The sequence below is a fragment of the Crassaminicella thermophila genome (assembly GCF_008152325.1).
In the GTDB taxonomy this organism is placed as follows: Bacteria; Bacillota; Clostridia; order Peptostreptococcales; family Thermotaleaceae; genus Crassaminicella_A; species Crassaminicella_A thermophila.
The window spans coordinates 903,861-926,213 of record NZ_CP042243.1 but is presented as its reverse complement, the minus strand read 5'-3'; the positions used below and the strand labels follow the sequence as shown (position 1 = coordinate 926,213).

The window sequence follows — 22,353 nt, the reverse complement described above, 5'->3', positions numbered from 1 at the left end:
TTTTAAACTAATCAATTAAAAATTTCTCATAATTTTTTCGATTTTTCTTACCTATTCTTGCTTTAACTTAAATACTTAAATAACCCCCTAAAAAGCGATATAAAATCTACTTTTTAGGGGGTACTATCTACTTCATTATTTTACAGATATTGTTCGTGAATTCTACAGGATCAGGAAGTGGCAATCCTTCTATTAATAATGCTTGATTGTATAGTAAATCTGTATATAATTTAAATTTATCTTTATCTTTTTCGTAAATTTCTTTTAATGACCTAAATACATCATGATTTATATTTATTTCCAAAACTTTATCTGCTTTTATATTTTGGTTATTAGGCATAGCGTTTAGGATTTTCTCCATTTCAATGGTAATTTCTCCTTCATTTGATAGACATACTGGATGATGCTTTAACCTCTTTGACGCTCTGACATCTTTTACTTTGTCAGATAAAATATCTTTCATAGATTCAAATAATTCTTTATTGTCTTTTTCATCATTTTCATTTTCTCCTATTTCTATCCCTAAGTCGCTGCTAGATACAGATTTAAATTCTTTACCTTCATATGTCATCATCATTTTTATAGCAAACTCATCTACATCATCTGTAAAGTATAATATTTCATATCCTTTATCTAATACAAGCTCTGTTTGCGGCATTTTCTCAATTCTTTCATTAGATTCTCCAGCAGCATAATAAATATATTTTTGTTCTTTAGGCATTCTAGAAACGTATTCAGCTAAAGTAACCATTTTTTTCTCTTTAGATGAATAAAACATTAGTAAGTCTTTTAAGACATCTTTATTGCTTCCAAAATCACTATAAACACCATACTTTAATTGTCGTCCAAAAGATTCATAGAACTTTTCATACTTATCCCTTTCATTTTTTAGCATTTTTTCTAATTCACTCTTTATTTTTGTTTTTATGTTTTTGGCAATAAGCTTCAACTGTCTATCATGCTGCAATATCTCTCTAGATATGTTAAGAGATAAATCTTCTGAGTCTACGATACCTTTCACAAAACCAAAATAATCAGGCAATAAATCTGCACACTTATTCATAATCAAAACACCATTAGAATATAATTCTAATCCTTTTTCATATTCTTTTGTATAAAAATCAAATGGAATTTTTTCTGGAATGAATAAAATTGCATTATAACTTACTGCACCATCAACACTAATGTGTATATGTTTTATTGGTTTATCAAATCCATAGTGCTTTTCAAAATAAAAATTATCATAATCTTCTTTCTTAAGTTCATTTTTATTCTTTCTCCATATAGGAACCATACTATTTATAATCTGTTCCTCTATATATTCTTCGTATTCATTTTCACTTCCATCTTTAAGTCTTCTTTGAGTTATGTCCATTTTTATTGGGTATCTAATAAAATCAGAGTATTTCTTAATTATTGCCTTTAGTCTATATTCGTCTAAATACTGATCAAAATTTTCATCTTCTGTATTTTCTTTTATTTTAAGTATAATTTCTGTACCAACAGAATCTTTTTCACATGGTTCAATGGTATATCCATCTACCCCTTCAGATTCCCACTTATAAGCTTCATCACTACCAAAAGCTTTACTAATAACCGTAACCTTATCAGCTACTAAAAATGTAGAATAAAATCCAACTCCAAACTGACCAATGATATCATATCCATCTTTTAATTCATTTTCCTTTTTAAATTGTAAAGATCCACTTTTTGCAATAACTCCAAGATTTTCATCAAGTTCTTCTTTTGTCATTCCAATACCAGTATCACAAATTTTCAATACTCTATTTTCCTTATCAGGAATTACTTTAATATAGTAGTTGTCTTTTTCAAAAGTCAAAGAATCATCTACTAATGTTTTATAATATATTTTATCAATTGCATCACTTGCATTAGAAATAAGTTCTCTTAAAAAAATTTCCCTATGAGTATAAACTGAGTTAATCACAATATCTAATAATCTTTTAGACTCTGCCTTAAACTGTTTTGTTTCCAATTTAAATCTCTCCTTTCCCAATAAAATGTAAAAGTTATTTCCTAAAAAATATTTTTTTACACTTTAATATTAGCACTCTTTATCATTGAGTGCTAATAATCAATTTTTATATATCATATTTTAAAGATTATGTCAATATGTGGATTGAAACACCTTCTCTAACCATAAAACATATGATATTGTAAAACCTATGAAAGGAATGAACAATATGTATAATGTTTATAGACCATATCCATATCCTTATTGGGTTAACACACCAATATATAACCCATACTTGTGGAAACAGTTTATTAAATTAAAGGATTATGGTCCTAAACCCTTTGTAGTTAATATCGATGAGGCTACTAAGCAAAACAATTATTTTCGTATCGCTTTATGGACAGGAAAACATTTACAACTTACATTAATGAGCATTGATGTTGGAGAAGACATAGGTTTAGAAGTTCATCCAAACCTTGATCAATTTATACGTATCGAAGAAGGTCAAGGTCTTGTTAAAATGGGTGATAGAAAAGATCAGTTAAATTTCCAAGCAAAAGTCTATGATGGTTATGCGTTTATCATACCTGCTGGTAAATGGCATAATCTAATTAATACAGGTTATAAACCGATTAAATTATACTCTATTTATGCACCACCTCAACATCCATACGGTACAATACATGAAACTAAAGCAGATGCAGAAGCTGCTGAAGAGAACAAAAACTAATAATGCTTAGTGCTACAAACACTAAGCATTATTTTATTTAAGTTTTAAATCTAAATAATTTTTATTCATATTCTTTTATTTAATTTTTTCTACTTTCATAACTCTCATGGCATTTATAACAGCAAGAACAGTTACACCAACATCAGCAAATACAGCTTCCCAGAGTGTAGCGATTCCAAAAGCTCCCAAAGTCAAAACTATTGCTTTCACTCCCAATGCAAAAATTATATTTTGCCATACTATCTTTCTTGTTCTTTTAGCTATCCTTATACCGCTTACAAGCTTTGATGGCTCATCAGTCATGATAACGACATCAGCAGCCTCAATTGCTGCATCTGAGCCTAATCCACCCATAGCTACACCAACATCTGCCCTTGCTAGTACTGGAGCATCGTTTATACCGTCTCCAACAAAAATTAACTTTCCTTTCGGAGATTTTTCTTTATCTAACACCTCTAATTTCTCAACTTTTTGATGTGGAAGTAATTCTGCATGTACTTGATCCAATCCTAGTTGTTTTCCTACATTATTTCCTACAACCTTATTATCACCAGTAAGCATAACAGTTTTTCTTACTCCAATATTTTTAAGTTCCTTTATAGCCTGTGCTGAATCTTCTTTTATTTCATCTGATATCACAATATATCCGCTATATTTTTTATTTATTGCAACATGAACAACAGTTCCAAATGTCTCTACATTTTGACACTCTATATTTTCCTTATTCATTAGCTTTTTATTCCCTGCTAGTACCTCATTTCCTTTTACCTTAACCTTTATTCCATGTCCTGATATTTCTTCATAATCAGCTATTTCATTTTGGTTTACTTCTTTACCATATTCCTTTAATATTGATAATGCAATCGGATGGTTTGAAAAGCTCTCTGCATATGCTGTGTATTCTAAAAGCTCTCCTTTATCCACATCACCTTCAGCTACAATCTCTGTAACCTTGAATACACCCTTAGTCAATGTACCCGTCTTATCGAAAACTACTATATCTACATTATTTAAAGCTTCTAGATAATTACTTCCCTTCACCAATACACCACTCTTTGATGCTCCCCCAATTCCTCCAAAGAATCCAAGGGGTATTGATACTACCAATGCACAAGGACAGGATATTACAAGGAATACCAATGCTCTATATATCCATTGTGAGAAACTTGCTCCTTCAATTATTAGTGGAGGAATTATTGCAAATGCCAAAGCCATAAATACTATAATAGGTGTATAATATCTTGCAAACTTTGTTATAAAGTTTTCAGTTGGAGCCTTTTTACTACTTGCATTCTGCACAAGATCTAGTATTTTAGATACTGTAGATTCTTTAAATTTTTTTGTAACTTCTACTGTTAATAATCCATTAGTATTAATAAATCCACCTAAAACCTCATCTCCTATATCAACTTTTCTTGGAACAGACTCTCCAGTTAATGCCGAAGTATCAACCATTGATTTTCCTTCTATGACTTTTCCATCTAATGGAACTTTTTCTCCTGGTTTTACTACAATAATACTTCCAATTTCTACTTCATCTGGGGAAACTCTCTGTATTTTTTCTCCAATTTTAAGATTTGCAAAGTCAGGTCGTATATCCATAAGTGAAGCAATTGATTTTCTAGAATGATCTACTGCCTTACCTTGGAGATATTCTCCAACTTGGAAGAACAACATAACTGCTACACCCTCTGGTGCTTCATTAATTCCAAATGCACCAATCGTTGCTATAACTACCAAAAAGTTTTCATCAAAAACCTGTCCTCTTATTATATTTTTACCTGCCTTTAAAAGAACTTCTCTACCAGCCAGCAAATAACTTATTGCATATAAAATAATTTCTATGCTATTTGATAACTTAGACAACATAGCTATTCCAAATAATACGGCTGAAATAATCAACCTTGTGGATTGTTTATTGTACCATCTTTCTCTTATATCCTGTTCTTTAATATTTGAATCTTTTTTATTCTCTTCCAACACATCTACATCTGGCTCTAGCTTTTTTACTATTGTTGTTACTTCATCTAAAATTCTATCTAGAATTTTTCTATCAGATACTTCTATAATTAATTTGCTTGAAGCAAAATCTATAAAAGCCTTATCCACACCTTTAATGTCATTAACTTTATTCTCGATCTTTTTAGCACAATTAGCACATCCTAATCCTTCAAGAATATATACTTTTTTTATCTTACTATTATTAAATACTCTTTCTTTAACAATTACATGTGGTTCAAGTTTATTCACTATACTTTTAGCTTCAGAAACAATTTTGTCTATATATGCTTCATTTGCTTCAATCAAAAGAATTTGAGTTGCAAAATTTACTGTTGCTTTATTTACACCGTTAAGCTCATTTATCTTAGACTCAATCTTCATTGCACAATTAGCACAATCCAAACCTTCTAAAATAAATTCTTTACGATTTAATTGGTTCATTTTTATACCTCCTTTTTACTCATTTACATCTTTACAATTTTGGCTTACATGTATAAATCCTTCTACTAAAATATGTTGTGTTACCTGACTCCCAATTATATGAATGATTATTCATATATCAAACCATAAATTGCCAACCTTTTTAATACAAATACTCAAAGCAAACAAACTCAAAAACATACTTTATTTTGTTATCTAGATTGAACACCTTAATGCTTAAAAAAACTGTGATATTACTTCTATATGATTTGCTCTTACATCTGAGTTTAGTAGTGGTATTTTAATAATTTCTTTATCTTTAAAGGTTTTTAATATCTCTTGTAAATACTTATCTTCCAATTCTTTTCTAGCTCTCCAAAAATCATCACTTATACTATCCGGAAGAATTTTGTTTACAACCAGATCGTTAACTGGAATCTTGTACTTTTCTAAAACATTCACTGCTTTTTTAGTTTCTTCAATAGGAAGCCTTTCTGCATTTAAAACAAATACAAAACTAATCATATTTCTATCTATTAATATTTCTCTTGCCTTTTCTAATTTCTTCTTTCTATTACTTAATATTTCAATTACAGGATCTTTCATAATTTCATCTTTATCTTTTCTATTTGACATCTCTAGAAGTTTCAACGCCTTTTGTCTCTTTTCAATCAGCCTATCAAGCCATCCCCCTAATAATTCTGGAAGAGATAAAAGTCTTAATGTATGTCCTGTAGGAGCTGTATCAAATACAACCTTATCAAATTCATTTCCATATTCATTAATTATTTCAACAAGTTTATCAAAAATTGCTGATTCTTCAGATCCAGGCGAAACTGAGGCAGCATCAAGTTGTTTTTCTATCTCAGATATAATTACTGGACTAACTGTTTTTTTCATATTAGTTTTGATCCGATTAATATATTTAATACTCTCTTTTTCTGGGTCTATTTCTAAAGCATACAAATTTTCTTTTAATTTTTTTATTTCCGAGCCAATAGTAGTCTCAAAAATATCACATAAAGAATGGGCAGGATCTGTAGAAACTACTAACGTTTTCATACCTTTCTTTGCACAATTATATCCATAAGCTGCTGATGAAGTGGTCTTTCCTACCCCGCCTTTTCCTCCAAAGAATACAAATTTATTCATTACTTAGTTCCCCCTTATTAATATTTAGCAACAGAAATCTCCCCATCTATCATTCACAACACTTTTTCTATTTAAAATTCTTCTCTCCCAACCTTCTAAATCATCAGCAATGTATGGGAGAATTTCTAGTGTATAATATGAGATTGGTATGGGAAGTCCTAATAAATCTCCATAACATAGAAGCATAAAATTATCCAACTCATCCATAGCTTCTTTTCTAATAAGTACTTTAGACTTATCTTCTATATCAAAAGCAGCTTTTAAAAAAAGTTTAATATTTTCTTTCACTTTGTTTATATTTTCTTTATTCATAATCCTCCTCCTTTAATTTAAAATATACTACTTATGATTTATATGATTAAATCCTTGTTCAAAAATATTTTCTATATGATCATCATCTAAGGAATAATATACTATTTTTCCTTCCTTTCTGTATTTAACAAGTCCTGCTGACTTTAAAACCCTCAATTGGTGAGATATAGCCGACTGTGTCATACCTAATAAAGCTGCTATATCACATACACACATTTCCGCTTGAAACAATGCACAAAGTATTTTAATTCTTGTTGTATCTCCAAAAACCTTAAATAATTCTGCCAAATCATAAAGTTTTTCTTCCTGAGGCATGTTAGACTTCACCTTTCTTACGATATCTTCATGAATGATATTACAGTTGCAAAATTCTACTAAAGTTTTGTTATTAACCATGATTTCAACTCCTTATATATGAATGATTGTTCATATGTTGATTCTTTTTTAAGTATATACCTTTTTTTACTAACTTTCAACTTGTTAGAAAAAATAATTTCAAAAAATATAAGGTAGTTGCAAAATATAGATTGCAACTACCTATATCAAATCAATTATATTTAATCTACAATAAGGGCTCGTCACTACAAAATAAGGCAATATTATCATATTTAATATTTGAATTTAGAAATCATACCTGATAAATTTTTACTTGATTCACCCAAGCTTTTAGCATTGATAGAAACATCATTTATACTAGCTTGAAATTCATCTGCAAATGCTGCAACCTCTTCTGTTGATGCTGCTGTTTCTTGAGATATACTTGCAACATTTTTGAATAGCTGTAAGTATATCATTTTTCTTATCATAAACATTAGTAATTTTAATATTCACTTTATCAATTTTTTCAATTATACCATCTAATGATACAACTACATTGTTAAAATCATCTTTGGATTTTTTAACTGATTTTGATTGGCTTTCAGAAATATTTAAAACATTATCCATCAACTCTCTTGTATATGTTACTTGTTTCTGTATTTCTCCAACAATAGCTGCTATTTCAACTGTAGATTCATTAGATTCTTCTGCTAGTTTTCCAACTTCATCCGCTACAACAGCAAAACCACGTCCATACTCTCCTGCTCTCGCTGCTTCAATTGAAGCATTTAGTGCCAATAAATTAATTTGATTTGAAATTCCATTAATAACTTCCGTAATTTCAGAAATTCGTTGCGCTTTATCATATAATTCTCTTATTGCATCATTTATCTCATTTGAAGCTTTAATATTATCACTATTGCTTTTTTGTAAATCATTCATACTATCTTTACTAATTAAAGTAATATTTTTTATTTCTATAGAACCTTCTTTCATTATATTTGATATTTCATTAATCTCATGAATTTCTTCACCTAATTCAGTTAATTTCTCCGCTATCGTTATAACATCATTAGCTTGATCTGTTGCTCCTTCTGCAATTTCAGAAGTAATAACAGATAATTTTTCTGATGAAACATTAACCTCTCCTGCAATTGCCTCCAATGAATCACAAATCGACTCTAAATTTTCACTAGATGCTGATATTTCTACTATCATATCTCTAATTTTATTTACAAATCTATTAAAACTATCTGAAAGTCTACCTATCTCATCTTTCGAATCAACTTTCAATACATGAGTTAAATCTCCTTCTCCTGAGGCTATATCCTCTAATTTCCTAGCAATATTAGTTATCGGTTTTATTTGATGTCCAATAACTAAAGTCAAAACTATCATAAACATTATTAAAATTGGCATAGAAACCATAATAATACTCTTAAGTACACCAATTACATGTTTTTTTATGATTCTATCTCTAAAAACGGTTGCTGAAACTACCCATCCATAAGGATTATCATCAGAAAATACAGTAAGCTTCCATTCTCCATTTTTAGGTGATATGTACTTGATCATTCCATTTTTTTCTGTAAATATTTTTTTAAAACTTTCTTTTTTGTCAATTAAATTCTGTCCTTCTAAAGCTGGATGAACAATATTATTACCATTTCTATCTAATATGAAAATGAATCCGTCTCCAGCCAAATCTATCAAAAGATTTTTTGGAAATTCTTCATCATTATAAATGCTATTTCTCAATATATCTCTTACTTCTATTTCAGAATATCCTAATTTATTATATTGCTTTATTGTTGCAGACATTATCTTTAATTGATCTCTCAATCTTTCAACAACCATTTCCTCTGTACTTTTGTATGTATTAACATACACAATATACCCTATTAATGAAATAACTATAAAAACCAAGACCAATACAAGAATCAATATTTTGTACTTTAATTTCATATTTGATATCCCCGTCAACATCGTTATTTACACTCTCCTATCTTAAATTGTAATCTTTTTATAACACAATAACATTTTACCAAATAATAGTAAAAATTGATATACTTAACTCGTTGTAATGTTTTTATATTATTCAAAAAACAGACTGACTTTTCAATCATCCATTTTAAAATAAAGCCTTTTATAAGGTTGTTAATTACATTCTAAAACCAATAAATAATGAAGAACTTATTGATACAGCTAAAAATAATATTATCAAATACCAAAATCAACATAAAAATAGTGAACTTCTAGATTTATTACAAAAAAAGAACGCTATCAACAAATAAACAATTATTTTATTTCTTATTTTAATAATAATTTAAATTTAAATGATTTACTTAAGTTATTAATAGAAAATCATATTGACTTAAATTATAAATATATCTATAAAATAAAAATGACTATATTAAGAAATAAATTTATTAAAAAAATTCATACAAATCTCTATATAAATATTCAGAGATTTGTATGAATTATTATTTTATGCTGCTACTTCTTCTGTTACTGCTGCTAAACTTTCTGAATCGCCACTTACTTCATTCGATTTATCTTTTATTTCTGCTATCATATTTCTTATTGATTTTAACATTTCATTAAAGGCTTCTGTCATTTGTCCTATTTCATCACTTCTCTTTATATCGATGTTTACCGTTAAATCACCTTTCGATGCTTTTTGTATTGCATTTTGAACTTTACTTAACGGTCTGGAAATATTTACTGCTATTATTGATGAAATAATCAGCGCAAAAATTATTCCCACTATAATCCCATAAATACTAAAATACATTATTATATTTGTATCTCTCAACAATTCATCTTCTTCTAAAGCGACTACTATTTTCCATCCTGTAACATTATTTGTTTCAAATACTACAAATTTATTTTCTCCATTATACATCTACTCTATAAATCCATTATTTTTTGAGCTTATTTCATCCCAAATTCCAATTTCTTTGATAGATTCACTACCTATATATTCTTTGTTTGGATGAGCTATCGTTACTCCACTTTTATCTACTGCATACACATAACAACTTTTTCCAACTGTTATGCCAGCTAGATTTTCGGCTAATGTTTTTAGGTTTATATCTACCTATTACTTTGTTTCCATCTAATACTGTTTTTGCAACTGTTATAACAACTTCCCCTGTGGATGCATCTTGATACGGCTCCGATAAAACTGTTTTTCCTTTGTTTTCTATTGCCTTTTTATACCACGGTCTTACTCTCGGATCATAATCTTCCGGCAATTCATCTTCCGGATAGCTATACATTTCTCCATCAGCTGTACCAAAATATGCAAACATTATATCCGTATCGCTCTCTGTTAAATCTTTTAGAATACTCATTGCCAGTTCATAGTTTCTATTGTCTTGTGTATTGTCATTTGAGCCTAAAAATAATTTCTTGAAATTCTCATTGCCTGATAATATTTCTGTAATATTTTCCTTGCCTATCAAAAATCTCTCTAATCCGCTGTTTATCTCTTTTGCTAATTGGCTAAATGTCTCCTGTAGCTTCATCTTTAGTACATTAAATGATTCTTTATAAGAAAAAAAACTAATAAACTTATAGGCACAATAATTGCAATTGTTATCATTATTAACAGTTTATTTCTCAGCTTATTTTTTTCTTTTGTTTCATTTTTTCTCTCCCTTCTTTTCCCCGGTATTATCAAAGATTTTTGCTTAAAACGCCTGCAAACTTAGTATTTACAAGGATTTAGGGTTCATCCGCCTTAATCCATCCCTTTCTACCTATTAGTTACCTAAATATTTGCATTAAAATCTTTGTCAAGGTCAGGCTGAAAGCCTGTTTATTTCAACCTTTACAAAGATTTTATAAGCAAATTATTCTTGTATCGTATATAGCTCTACTTGGATTTGCTCCAAATTCCCTAAAACATTTATCTATCGCTTTATAAACCTCTTAAGGTTTTGGAAATGAAGTTGCCGCATTATCTAAATATATCATTTTATCACTTCATTTAAAAAAATTGTTCCTTCCATTATTATAACAGCTTCTCCTCCTACTTTGATAGTCATTTCATTACCGTTTCTTAGTATTTTTACATGTATTTGACTTGGTCTATTTATAAAATGTCCTTGTTCACATATCAAGTCAATATTTTTATCAAAATCTACTATTTTATTTTCTATTAAATATGCAGCCATAGCTCCATTAGACGTACCTGTTGCTGCTTCTTCATTTATCCCATAAGCAGGAGCAAAGTTTCTACATAATACTATATTTTTATTTATATCCTTTAAAGTAAATGCATGGACTCCTATAACTTTTTTATTTTTGCTATATTTACTCAACAATGAAAAATTTGGTTTAATTCTTTCAAGCACTTCAATGTTTTTTACTGGAAGCATGATATCAGGTAAACCTGTAGAGTAAGCCATTGGCACTCCTCTAAATTTATCAATACCTATATCTTCTTTATTAATATCCATTATCTTAGCAAGTTCATCTATTTCTTCTACTGTAAAAAGATATTTCGGTTTTGCTTGAGTCATCATAACTTTACTGACAGTTCCTTTATTAAAAATAATCTCAACAGGAAGAACTCCAGCCAATGTCTTTTGTTTAACTGTAACTACTTTTTCTTTAGAATTAATCAAACCTAATTTTGCCATTAAGTAGAAAGCTCCAATAGTAGCATGGCCACATAAGTCCACTTCTTCTGTAGGTGTAAAAAATCTAACCTCGTAATCATATCCATCACTATATGATTTTGAAATAAAAGCTGTTTCAGAAAGAGCCATCTCATTTGCTATTTTTTGCATTTGTTCATCACTTAACTCTTCTGCATCAAATACAACAGCTGCTGGATTCCCTCCAAAAGCCTTGTTTGTAAAAGCATCTACTTGATATATCTTTATCTTTTTCTTCATCAAACCACCTCTTTATAACCAACAGTATTGTCAAAGATTTTTGCTTAAAATTCCTGTAAATTTAGTATTTACAAGGATTTATGGTTCCCCCCCCTTAATCCATCCCTTTCTGCCTGTTAGTTAGCTAAATATTTGCATTAAAATTTTTGTCAAGGTTAGGCTGAAAACCTGTTTATTTCAACTTTTACAAAGATCTTATAAGTAAATTATAATTCTTTTTTTACAGGCAGAAATCATAAATTTCCAGAATATTTTTTATACTCCTCTTGACAGTACCCTATTTTATTTTGAAAAAGCTGCATATTGCATAAAAAAATTAAATAAATGTGATAAAAAGTAAATATTATCTATACTTTTTATCGCATTTATTCGATATATAGAAATATAAAAACTATTATAATTCTTGTACTGTAACTCCTTCAGGTATAGTAAACAGCGATTCATCAAATGGACCTTTCTTGAGATTTTTTATTTCTTGTGACATTACAATATTTTCCTCTACTTCTTGCTCCATCTTGATGATCAGTCCGTATTCTTTGGATATCCACATTCTTGTTACAGAATTTACCCCTGGAACCTTCTTTTCAAAATAATATACATCTTGTCCATTATATGTTAACTCTTCAAAATCCCCATTTACTTTCAATTCTTTTAAAGATTTCCTATCTAATGTTAATTCTTCTATAGTACATAACCACATATTATCCATACCATCTTGTCGAATCGTTTTCGTTGCCATATTTTCATCAGGTAAATACTGATAAAAAGCATTGTTTTTTTCTGAATTAATCATAACTATCGTCTTTTTAGTCACAGAATCTAATACTTCCATTCTATAACTTCCGTTTTGCTTCCAATATTTTATAAATGTTGTGTTCCCTCCTACTCCGCTTATTAATTCAAACGAAAAGTTATCCTGGAAATTAATTTGAATTTCTTCTTCATTTTGTGCTGCAGTAGAATTATCATTATTTTCAACAGTTTCTATTTCTACAGGCTTATTAGTTTCATCTTGAAAACTGCTGTTTTGTGCTTCATCTTTTGAACTACAACCTACTGCCGACAAAGCAATCACAGCTACTAAAAGAAACAATGTAAAATATTTTTTCACAAACATCCCTCCACATTTTAAAATTAATCAAATTACATAATACTAAACACTGTCTTAAATTTTTCAAAGCTGCGTCATATCCATTATTCAAATTTGTTGAATTAGCATTATGTAATTTCTTTTATTATACACTTATTATTATAAAAAAACATTAAAAAGATAGAATTTTCTAAAAAGTTTTTTTGCTTTTTATGACTTAAAAATACAATAAATCTTATTAAAAATATTCTAAATCAACACTCTACAATATCTCCCTAACCACAACCCCTATCTTCAAAACAAACTCCACTTCAACCAAAGATACAACTCTTATCTTTTCTACTAACACCCTAAATAATTTTTCATCAAAGCTATTTATAGGTTCATGCTCATTAAGTATTCTCTCTATCTCTCTAACTCTAGAATAATTATTTTTACACTCCATTTCATTTTTTGTATATACCAGTCGCTGACTTCTTATATTCTCCATCTCCAAAACCAGCCTGTTGTATTCTTCATCATAAATATTAAATCAATAGCTTTTATTTCTTCATCATCTTTATTTTCACTTAGAACCTTTTCTATATTGCCTATCATTTTCTTTATAAGGCCATCACTATCCTTTATTACTTTATTAGCCGCTCTAACAAATGCTATCTTTAGATTTTTTCTTCATCTACTGCTTTCATACTACAGCTTTTGGGACCATTTTCATCTCTTGTTCTGCAGTTCCAAACATACTTCTTATATTTATTAGTAGGTCCCCACCTTTTTCTTCTATATACTGCACCGCAGCTACCACAAAATATTTTCCCTGAAAATGGATACTTACTGCTGTGTTTGAACCCTCTTTCTTTATCACCAAAACCTCTAAGCTCTGAACGCCTTTTCATCTCTTTTTGAACAGCTTCAAACATTTCTTTGCTTATTATTGCCGGGTGGCTGTTTTCTACATAATATTGAGGTGCTTGTCCTTCATTTTTAACTCTTTTATGGGTTAAAAAGTCTACTGTTATTGTCAGAGCATCACCTTTGTATTTTTCATTTTTAAGCATTTTAGTTATAACTGTTGGATGCCATTTTCGCTTTCCAGTGACAGTTAGTATGCCATCTTTTGTAAGACCTGCTGCAATTTTATCTGCACTTTTACCTTCAAGATATTCTTTAAAATACGTCTTACAATTCCCCACCTGCTGTTTTCACTGATTGAGCAGCTTTCATCCTGGGCCAATGAACTCAAAATAGTTAAAAGTACTTCTCCCTTTGAATCCATTGTATCTATATTTTCTTTTTCAAAATAAACTCCTATACCTTTTTCCTTAAGCATCCTTACATATTTAAGACAGTCCAGTGTATTTCTTGCAAATCTGCTGATGGATTTGGTAATAATCATATCAAACTGGCCTGCCATTGCATCTTCAATCATTCTGTTAAACTCAGCTCTACATGACAAGGAACCATCCCTTGTCACTTCGATTCAATGAGTATAATGTCTTTTTACTGAGGTTGCATATCATATTCATCCGCAACAAAATCTTTTAAATTCAAAAGTTGTTTTTTCCCTATATTCTTTTTTATAGTTTTAATTTTGCCATCTTCTAATTTCTCGCCTATATAATCACCTGTAATTAGATTATAGTCATCTTCAAGGCAATCCATTGAATCACCAATAGATTCGTATGAACCTTCTGTAAATCCAATTAAATACCAGCCATTATCTTGATACCGAAATCTAAAATACCTATGCCATCTACTGGAACCACCCATAAACTTTATCAAGACAGAACCTCTATCTATAGCTATATCTTCAAAAGGATCTCCAAAACTTCCTCCTTCATTTGCAAGAAGAATAGCTTTTTCTGCCCTTATTGATAGTGTATAAGTATTATCTTTATTCCCAAAAACTATTAGTAAGTTTCTTGGAGATGCATATTCAGATTGATTATTTTGCTCAATTACAAAGGCTTTATCCATTATCCCATCTTTATTTAAATCTCCTTCTGCTATAGCTAATTCATCATATTTTTTTAAGACTTCCCACCCTTTAGGTATAAACGACGATATATCTTGAAGATCATTATCCATTTTGTTTTTGGTTCCACTTTCCGGCTCAATACTAATGTCGTTACTTAAATCCGTCTCTTGTTTCTCTTTAGTTAAATCTTTATCTGTAGTTAAAACTGATTTTTCAAATTGCGGTATATGCATTTCATTCTTATTCATACATTCAACCGCCAAAAATACACTAAATAATACTACTATTAATAATACAAACTTTTTCATATAATAATCACCCTTCTAAATTTATTATATAAGGAGAGGTCATTGCAAACTGAAAACAAACAAGCTTTCTTTACTGGCGTATTTTGTCCAACTAACAAATTCCCAAACTCCTAACAAATAAAATAAGATTTTCATAAGTGTTAACAATTTATAATACCGTCATGTCCTATATTATACATCTACTTTTTAATTTCTGTCCACCATGACAAGGAACCGTCCCTTGTCACTTTAGAAATGGAAAAAAATTATTTCAGATTATTTTATCTGAGTTATATACTAAGGATTTTTGAATGGAATATGAATAAAACAATTGAAGGCCCTGCTGATTTAATAATTGAAATAAAAAATTGGGAATACTCTAAATGGTATATCCAGCTTAAAACGTCTGTTAACAAAGATATGCTTTATAATATTTACGGTTCAGTAGCTTTAAACGAATGGACTTCAGATATAAAATTTTCCATAGCTGTTAGTAGTGAAATTGAATTTGAAACCTTTATTAAAAAACCACCTAAATCTTTAAAAGTTAATTTTTATGTTATGTTAGTTAACTTAGATTCTGGGAAAATCTTAAAAGAAGAAAAGCTATGCCAATACTAAACTGACATAGCTTTTTTATCATTTTGCTTTCTCATCTAATTTTTCTAATTCACTTTCTAAAACCACCTTAAATATATTCTCAAAATGGACATATAAATTATATTTAAATTTAGATAAAAGATTACAATATACTCCTAAAAAATATGCAGTATCTGTCCAATAGTTTCTTTTATTAATTTCATATTTATCTATATCTTTTAATGGTTTAACATAAACAGTTGGTTCGTTGTAAATATCGTTAATATTTGTTTCATGATTATTTTGAATAATATCCCTATCATATATTTTATACGATGCCATTACAGCTTTAGATATGGCATTTGCTATTATTCTTTTAGTTATTTTAGATACATCTAATCTTTTATCAAATTCATATGTTTCTTCTAAATAATTCAATAATAGAGCTTCTAATATAGTTTGAACTGCATTTGCATTTGTATCCTTCATCACTAAGCTATTAATATTTTTTATTATTTTTGCTACTTTATCTTCAACATAATGTCCATTTGTGCTGATATCTCTTACTAAAGCTCTAACATACCATATATAAAATTCATTATAAATAGTTCTAAAATCTTTAGAAAACAAATCTAATATTTCATCTAATTCTTTTTCCCAATTTATTCTATCTACACAGAATCTAACTAATTTCAAAGCTTTGTCTGCTATTAAAGATATTATTGATTCTAAATTATTCTTATTGATAGCTTTTTTAATAGCTAATCTTGCTTCATTATAAGATACCTTGTTCTCACTTTCTAAAATATTTGAAATAACATTATACCAATTATCAATAATAATTATATCTTCTATATCTGATACATCAATTTCTTCATTGCTTTTATTTTTACATAATATTTTGTGCAATTCAGCATCATAATTTCCTTCTCTTGTTTTTGTTATTTTTGAAAGATACGCATTATCAAATGCTTCAATAAACTTCTTAGCAATAGCATTTTTATCTAATTTATAATCTTGACTACTATCATCTTCATCTATTCTCTCTAACTTAGAAACTAAATTATTATGTGTTGTAACTACTTGATCTTTTAACTCTTCAATGAAACCATCATAATCATTCTCAATATATTTTTCATAGGAACTAGCCTTATCAAGTTTAGTAATTACTATTATATTCTGTTTTGGTTCTGAAATAATGATGTTTTTCATTTCTTCAATATATCTGTCATCTATTAATTCTCCACCTGTACCTACAGGAATAAGTAAAATTTTATTTTTAACTTCAAAATCAGTTGCTATTCCAACTTGTTCTGCAGGATTATGGCCCTGAGAATCCCTAAATATTATACCTTTCTTAAATTTTTCTGGTAATACCTCTTTAGCTTTGTCATCACATCTTAGGACCAATATTGCTTGTTCAAATAATATTCTATATGAAACAATATTTTTAAATCTATCATCTTTTCCTTTTAGTTTATTAAATTCCTTAGTAGGTATAATTGTCTTTTCCAAAATATATTTTCCATCAAGCCTAATTTCATGTCTGTAACCATAAAAATCTGATATTTTAAGTTCTTCTCCTATAATACTATCAATTAATTCAATTAAATTTGTATTCTCTATATTTTCATTTATATACTTTTGTATATTTACGTCTTCTAGAAAATTTTGCTGAAGTTCTTTTGCTACTTTTTGGAATTTCTTTATCAATTCTTCAGTTCTAAATAAATTATATACTCCTTGAAATATATCACTATCAATTTTAATTTCCTTTTTATGCTTTTTTAATCCTTCTTTATTTTTTCCTTCTGTTATATTTTTTCTGGTATCAAATTCATAATCTGTATCTATATTTAAAGCTACTAAAATTAAATCTCTAATTATATCTCTTTTACTTCTAGCTTTTAAAAATAATCTACTTTTTGTATTTTCTAGTATAACAACATCTGTTTGTATTATAGTACTATTCCCTGTTCGTGTAATAGTTTTTTCCAATAGTTCTTTGCCTTCATCGTCTACAAATTGTTGGCAAAAAGTTGTTTTTCCTGCCCCAGTTGTTCCTACTAAATCAATAATTGTTGGCTCCAGCACTTTTAATTCTTTTTTATAAAAAGCTATTATATCGCTATCATCATAAAACCTTGATAAAGCTTCAATCGTTCTTGGAAATTTATTTTTTAGACTATGCTTATTCAATTTATATGTATATTTATTTAGCTCTGAATCTGCCCATTCAGTATTAACTCCATACTCTAAATGTTTTCTTAGATATTGATTCAATTCACAGAATTCTTTTAAGTATTCTTCTGACTTTACTTCACTTTCTTTTAAATAAAATTCTTTATGTAGCTTTGTAAAGTATACCCTTTTGTGCTTATCCCATACAATACTATTTTCATTTATTAAAGAAATAACCTCTGGACTTAAATCTTCATATCTTATCAAAATTTATCCCCCTTTGTGCTTTGCTGACAAAATATTCATATTTATATATTATCATATCTTTGACAATTTTCACATGATTCTGTTAGTGAAATTTTTTATTAAAAACTTCAAATTTAAAAACCATATACCTGTCTAAACAAGTATATGATCCATTACTTCTTTACCATGACCCTCTTAATTTTTCCAACCACCCCATACATCCCTATTCCTATAAATGCTCCAAAACTATAAATAAGCACATCAGTAATCTATGCACCCCTGCCGGTTAAAAGAAATTGGTGAATTTCATAACTTATATAAACGAAAGAACAGTAACAGTCTTCTTGGTCTACATATATTTTTAACTACTGCACTGATTTAGAAAACTGTACATATGCTAATCCTGGTAATGCTAAATTCTGTGAAATGTGTGATAGGCCTATTTATTGTTCTCAGAGGAAGTTTTTTGAAGGTGTTGATAAGATAGATGAGTTTAGGGTTGTTGCTGAAAGTTTATAAAAATTAAATATCTATTAGAATCAAATATTACATAATTAATCTTAAATTTATTGTTAAACATAAAGAAAACCTTTAAAAAAGTCTACATTTTAGCTAGATTTATTAAGAATACCTAAAAACAAGTAATTACTTATCAATTAATAAAAATTGGCTCAAATGTAATAATGGTGCGGAATTACAACTAATCCCACCCAAACTATTAACAAAGAGCCTTTTTCTACTATGTCTTTTTATAAATTAAGTATTTTGTTGTAAAAATTTTTGTGATTACTTTGAACAATTAAATTCTAAGGTTTTATGTTTTATTTTATCTCTTACCCTACATTAATTCTAGCATTAAGTTCATCAATTTTTTTTATAATTTTTTTTATTGTATCTAATTTATTTTCAAATAAACTAACCACATTTCCATACTTGTTAAATGGATGCTCATTAAGTATAGTTTTATCTATGCTACCATTGCTAATTATATGGTTTACAATAAGCTTAACAAACTCCATTTGATTAGAGTTGAGAGTTTCATCTGTTAAAAACTCTGAAAAAGCTTCATTAGCAGCTTTTGGATCAAGACCAACTATTTTCGATGCTAATTTTAGTAATGATTCATCTCCATATTCTCTTTCATAATCTTCTTTTGTTCCTAATTTTTCCCATAATACTTTTTCAAGATGCTTAATATCCTCTGTTGTAATAGGCTTGTTGTTTCTAATTTTATAAACTACTAAATCATCTTGGTGTTCTTTAAGATAATGGTTTACTTTTTTTCGATAACTTTTTAAGTCGTTAACTGTAAATTCTCCTGGATTTACATGAATCTGTAAAACCTCATCTGTAAAATTTGTATAATAAATCTCACTAAAATTCTTATCAAGAAACTTAATTAAATCTCTAAATGCCTTTCTAACAACTTCATAATCAAAAATATCAGCTTCTTCCCAAAATTCATTTGTCTGTACCCTTAAAATTAGCTCTTCCTGACTTTTAACTATTGCTATACTACCTTTATTTGATAGTTCCTCAGCTGTATCTACTACCTTCATTTTAGGCTTTGAAGCAACAAAACCTTTTAAATGTGCATATTCAATAGTTAGCATCAAGTAATCAAATCTCTTAGCTAATTCATCATCATCAATTGGATTTATTAGTGGAGCAATATGTTCTTCTAATTCACGGGCTTCTATATCAGATATATTATTCCAAGCAGTCTTTTGATTATACTTATGTATGTACTGGATTTTCATTCTACTTGTAAACTTTGATTCATCAATTTGCACAATACTTTTTACTAGTTCATCAATCAATTCTTCTCTATAAGCAATATATTCATCCTTCTGATACTCAAGTCGCTGTAATTCTTTAATTATATCTACTTTGATGTTAAATAATTTCTCTGTTAATGATTTTGTAATCTTTGTCTCTTTCCCTCTTTTGTTTTCTCTAAAATATTCAAAATTAGAGCAATAATCAAACATCCTAAATCCATCTTTATGTAAGCCGGTACCAAATAGATTTTCACAAAGTCTTGTTCCTCTCCCTATCATCTGCCAGAACTTTGCCTTTGAACGAACTTTCTTAAAAAAGACTAAATTAACTATTTCAGGAATATCGATACCTGTATCTAACATATCTACCGATACTGCAATTTGAGGTAATTTATCCTTTGTTGAGAAATCATCAATAATAGTATCAACGTAGTTAATACCTGTATATATTGTCTTTGCAAATTCACCTTTATACTCTGGATATAAAGCATCAAATCTTTTTACAATGAAATCAGCATGTTTTTTGTTTTTAGCAAAGATAATAGTCTTACCTAGCTTGTCGCCACCTTCAACTTTGATACCTTTCTCCATTAATGTTTGAAGCACTGTATCTACTGTATTATTATTAAACAAAAATGTATTTAATGCTTCACTACTAATATCCTTTACATCATCATCGAAGGTTTCTTCAAACTGTTCCTTCTCTTCATCACTTAAATCATCATAATGAATACCTTCCTCCATAAATTTCAGCTTTGTTTCAATAGTATGGTATGGAACTAAGTATCCATCATTAACAGCTTCCTCTAATTCATATGCAAAGGTTGGTACATTGTTCTCAAGGTCAAATACCTCATAGGTATTCTTATCTATATCATCCTTTGGTGTTGCAGTTAGTCCTAGTAGGATAGCATCAAAAAAGTCAAAAATAGCTTGATATTTTTTATAAATACTTCTATGAGATTCATCTATGATAATTAAATCAAAATGTCCAGAACTAAAAAGTCTAGTACCATCTTTTCTCTTTGTTTCATCAATAGCATTCATCATAGTTGGATATGTTGAGAATACCATCCTACTTTCAGGATTATCTTTGTTATCGAGTAAATTGCATAACGATAATTCTGGTAGCAGATTTTTAAAGTTTTTCTTAGCTTGCTTTACTAAAGCTTTTCTATCTGCTAGAAAAAGAACATTTTTTACCCATCCTTTTCTGTAGAGTACATCTACTATTGAAATGGCTGTACGAGTCTTGCCTGAGCCAGTTGCCATAACAAGTAATGCTTTTCTATTCCCTTTTTCTAGTGTGTCACATACAGCTTGAATAGCCATTTTTTGATAAGGTCTATTTGTAATTTCATCTTTTATATACACAGATTTTAATGACTTTTTATTTGTTCGTTTATATATTAGCCATTCTAGTTCACTTTTTGTATAGATACCCGATACTTGACGTTCTGGATAGCTAGTATCATCCCATAAATAATACTCAAAACCGTTGGTATAGAATATTACAGGTCTAATGTTATGTTCCTTCTCTAAACAATCTGCATAAAGCTTTGCCTGTTGCTTCCCTACCCTAGGATTAACACTTGTTTTTTTAGCTTCAACAACAGCAAGGGGTTTGCCATCGTCTCCATAAAGAACATAATCAACGTAGCCTACACCTGAATCATTAGGCATATCCTGAACTTCAACCTCTTCACGACAATCAGTTCCAATAGTCCATCCTGCCAGTTCAAACTCTAAATCTATATACATCTTACGTGTTTTAAATTCACTTATTTCATCAACTTCAAAGTTACGTTGCTGCTCGTTTTCAATTCTCTTCGAAGTCATCTTCTTACGAAGTTCTTTATTTTCTTTAATAACTTCTTCAAGCTTCCTATCTTTGGAACTTAATCGCTCATAAAGGTCTTGTAATTCTTTTCGAGTCTTTTTTTCCTGTTCGCTATCTTGTAGAATACTTTCATCAAATTCAGCAGTATTTAATTCATCTGAGTAACAATAATCTATCCATGATATAAACTCAAATAGATTTTTTAAAGCAAGTACAGCTTGTTCTCTATTAATTGGAATATTAGTATGAACGGCTTTATTTCCTAACTGCTGAATGTATTTGAGCATAGGTAATAACTTTACATCTATGATACTCTTAAAGTTATAATCATGTATCAGAGTTGATAAATTGTCTTGATAGGGTACAGCTAATTCTTCATCATAACTATAAACCCATTTAACTGCTAATTCCAATGCTCTACGAGCTAATATAGCTGTAGTTGCAAAAGATACAACTAAACTCTTCTCAGCTTCTATACAAGCCCCTGAAAAGCTATCATATAACTTATGTTTCTTTAAAAAGCTAAAATTAGATTGCATGTTATCCCCCCCCAATGTTT

The 22,353-nt window shown here is 28.9% G+C and carries 19 protein-coding genes; 2 read left to right on the top strand and 17 right to left on the bottom strand.

All coding sequences use genetic code 11. The annotated features are described in order from the left end of the window. Nucleotides 1–127: 127 nt before the first annotated feature. On the bottom strand, nucleotides 128–1,996 hold the full coding sequence (htpG, locus tag FQB35_RS04180) for a molecular chaperone HtpG (protein WP_148808777.1): 1,869 nt from the start codon (nucleotides 1,994–1,996) through the stop codon (nucleotides 128–130). Between the two features lie 199 nt (nucleotides 1,997–2,195). On the opposite strand from htpG, the gene FQB35_RS04175 reads away from it, so the two are divergent. Further along, complete coding sequence (locus tag FQB35_RS04175) at nucleotides 2,196–2,705, top strand: cupin domain-containing protein (protein ID WP_231701853.1); 510 nt, start codon at nucleotides 2,196–2,198, stop codon at nucleotides 2,703–2,705. Between the two features lie 75 nt (nucleotides 2,706–2,780). Here FQB35_RS04175 and FQB35_RS04170 read toward each other — a convergent pair whose 3' ends face one another. From FQB35_RS04170 to FQB35_RS04110, 14 genes are all read right to left on the bottom strand, one after another. Then, nucleotides 2,781–5,147: a heavy metal translocating P-type ATPase gene (locus FQB35_RS04170; RefSeq protein WP_148808776.1), complete on the bottom strand. Its 2,367-nt coding sequence runs from the start codon at nucleotides 5,145–5,147 to the stop codon at nucleotides 2,781–2,783. A 216-nt stretch (nucleotides 5,148–5,363) separates the two neighbouring features. Then, on the bottom strand, nucleotides 5,364–6,278 hold the full coding sequence (locus tag FQB35_RS04165; protein WP_148808775.1) for an ArsA family ATPase: 915 nt from the start codon (nucleotides 6,276–6,278) through the stop codon (nucleotides 5,364–5,366). Between the two features lie 24 nt (nucleotides 6,279–6,302). After that, entirely contained in the window at nucleotides 6,303–6,590 is a 288-nt protein-coding gene (locus FQB35_RS04160; RefSeq protein ID WP_148808774.1) for a hypothetical protein, read from the bottom strand. 27 nt (nucleotides 6,591–6,617) lie between these two features. Beyond that, complete coding sequence (locus FQB35_RS04155; RefSeq protein WP_148808773.1) at nucleotides 6,618–6,986, bottom strand: ArsR/SmtB family transcription factor; 369 nt, start codon at nucleotides 6,984–6,986, stop codon at nucleotides 6,618–6,620. 309 nt (nucleotides 6,987–7,295) lie between these two features. Then, on the bottom strand, nucleotides 7,296–8,873 hold the full coding sequence (locus FQB35_RS04150) for a methyl-accepting chemotaxis protein (protein WP_168198234.1): 1,578 nt from the start codon (nucleotides 8,871–8,873) through the stop codon (nucleotides 7,296–7,298). Between the two features lie 523 nt (nucleotides 8,874–9,396). Further along, the gene (locus FQB35_RS04145) at nucleotides 9,397–9,813 is read right to left on the bottom strand and encodes a HAMP domain-containing protein (RefSeq protein WP_148808771.1); all 417 of its coding nucleotides are present in this window, start codon (nucleotides 9,811–9,813) and stop codon (nucleotides 9,397–9,399) included. After that, nucleotides 9,814–9,942: a PDC sensor domain-containing protein gene (locus FQB35_RS16365; RefSeq protein ID WP_269902701.1), complete on the bottom strand. Its 129-nt coding sequence runs from the start codon at nucleotides 9,940–9,942 to the stop codon at nucleotides 9,814–9,816. Continuing rightward, entirely contained in the window at nucleotides 9,926–10,438 is a 513-nt protein-coding gene (locus FQB35_RS04140; protein ID WP_148808770.1) for a cache domain-containing protein, read from the bottom strand. Before FQB35_RS04140 ends, FQB35_RS16365 begins: the two co-directional genes overlap by 17 nt. A 447-nt stretch (nucleotides 10,439–10,885) precedes the next feature. Beyond that, a complete protein-coding gene (locus FQB35_RS04135) occupies nucleotides 10,886–11,815 on the bottom strand; it encodes a PhzF family phenazine biosynthesis protein (protein ID WP_148808769.1) in 930 nt (309 codons plus the stop codon). 394 nt (nucleotides 11,816–12,209) lie between these two features. Further along, complete coding sequence (locus tag FQB35_RS04130; protein ID WP_148808768.1) at nucleotides 12,210–12,926, bottom strand: hypothetical protein; 717 nt, start codon at nucleotides 12,924–12,926, stop codon at nucleotides 12,210–12,212. A gap of 241 nt (nucleotides 12,927–13,167) precedes the next feature. After that, nucleotides 13,168–13,395: a hypothetical protein gene (locus FQB35_RS16135; RefSeq protein ID WP_231701852.1), complete on the bottom strand. Its 228-nt coding sequence runs from the start codon at nucleotides 13,393–13,395 to the stop codon at nucleotides 13,168–13,170. Nucleotides 13,396–13,564: 169 nt separating this feature from the next. Then, nucleotides 13,565–14,095, bottom strand: a complete 531-nt coding sequence (locus tag FQB35_RS04120; RefSeq protein WP_148808767.1) for a recombinase family protein — start codon at nucleotides 14,093–14,095, stop codon at nucleotides 13,565–13,567. Further along, nucleotides 14,005–14,358, bottom strand: a complete 354-nt coding sequence (locus FQB35_RS16710) for a recombinase family protein (RefSeq protein ID WP_148808766.1) — start codon at nucleotides 14,356–14,358, stop codon at nucleotides 14,005–14,007. The genes FQB35_RS04120 and FQB35_RS16710 overlap by 91 nt, the downstream gene beginning before the upstream one ends. Nucleotides 14,359–14,402: 44 nt before the next feature. Beyond that, nucleotides 14,403–15,188 carry a hypothetical protein gene (locus tag FQB35_RS04110; protein ID WP_148808765.1) on the bottom strand — a complete coding sequence of 262 codons (786 nt, stop codon included), beginning with the start codon at nucleotides 15,186–15,188 and terminating at the stop codon, nucleotides 14,403–14,405. A gap of 297 nt (nucleotides 15,189–15,485) precedes the next feature. On the opposite strand from FQB35_RS04110, the gene FQB35_RS04105 reads away from it, so the two are divergent. Beyond that, nucleotides 15,486–15,788: a hypothetical protein gene (locus FQB35_RS04105; protein WP_148808764.1), complete on the top strand. Its 303-nt coding sequence runs from the start codon at nucleotides 15,486–15,488 to the stop codon at nucleotides 15,786–15,788. 18 nt (nucleotides 15,789–15,806) lie between these two features. Here FQB35_RS04105 and FQB35_RS04100 read toward each other — a convergent pair whose 3' ends face one another. Continuing rightward, complete coding sequence (locus FQB35_RS04100; RefSeq protein ID WP_148808763.1) at nucleotides 15,807–18,194, bottom strand: hypothetical protein; 2,388 nt, start codon at nucleotides 18,192–18,194, stop codon at nucleotides 15,807–15,809. An 812-nt stretch (nucleotides 18,195–19,006) separates the two neighbouring features. After that, nucleotides 19,007–22,333: a DEAD/DEAH box helicase family protein gene (locus FQB35_RS04095; protein ID WP_148808762.1), complete on the bottom strand. Its 3,327-nt coding sequence runs from the start codon at nucleotides 22,331–22,333 to the stop codon at nucleotides 19,007–19,009. Nucleotides 22,334–22,353 lie beyond the last annotated feature (20 nt).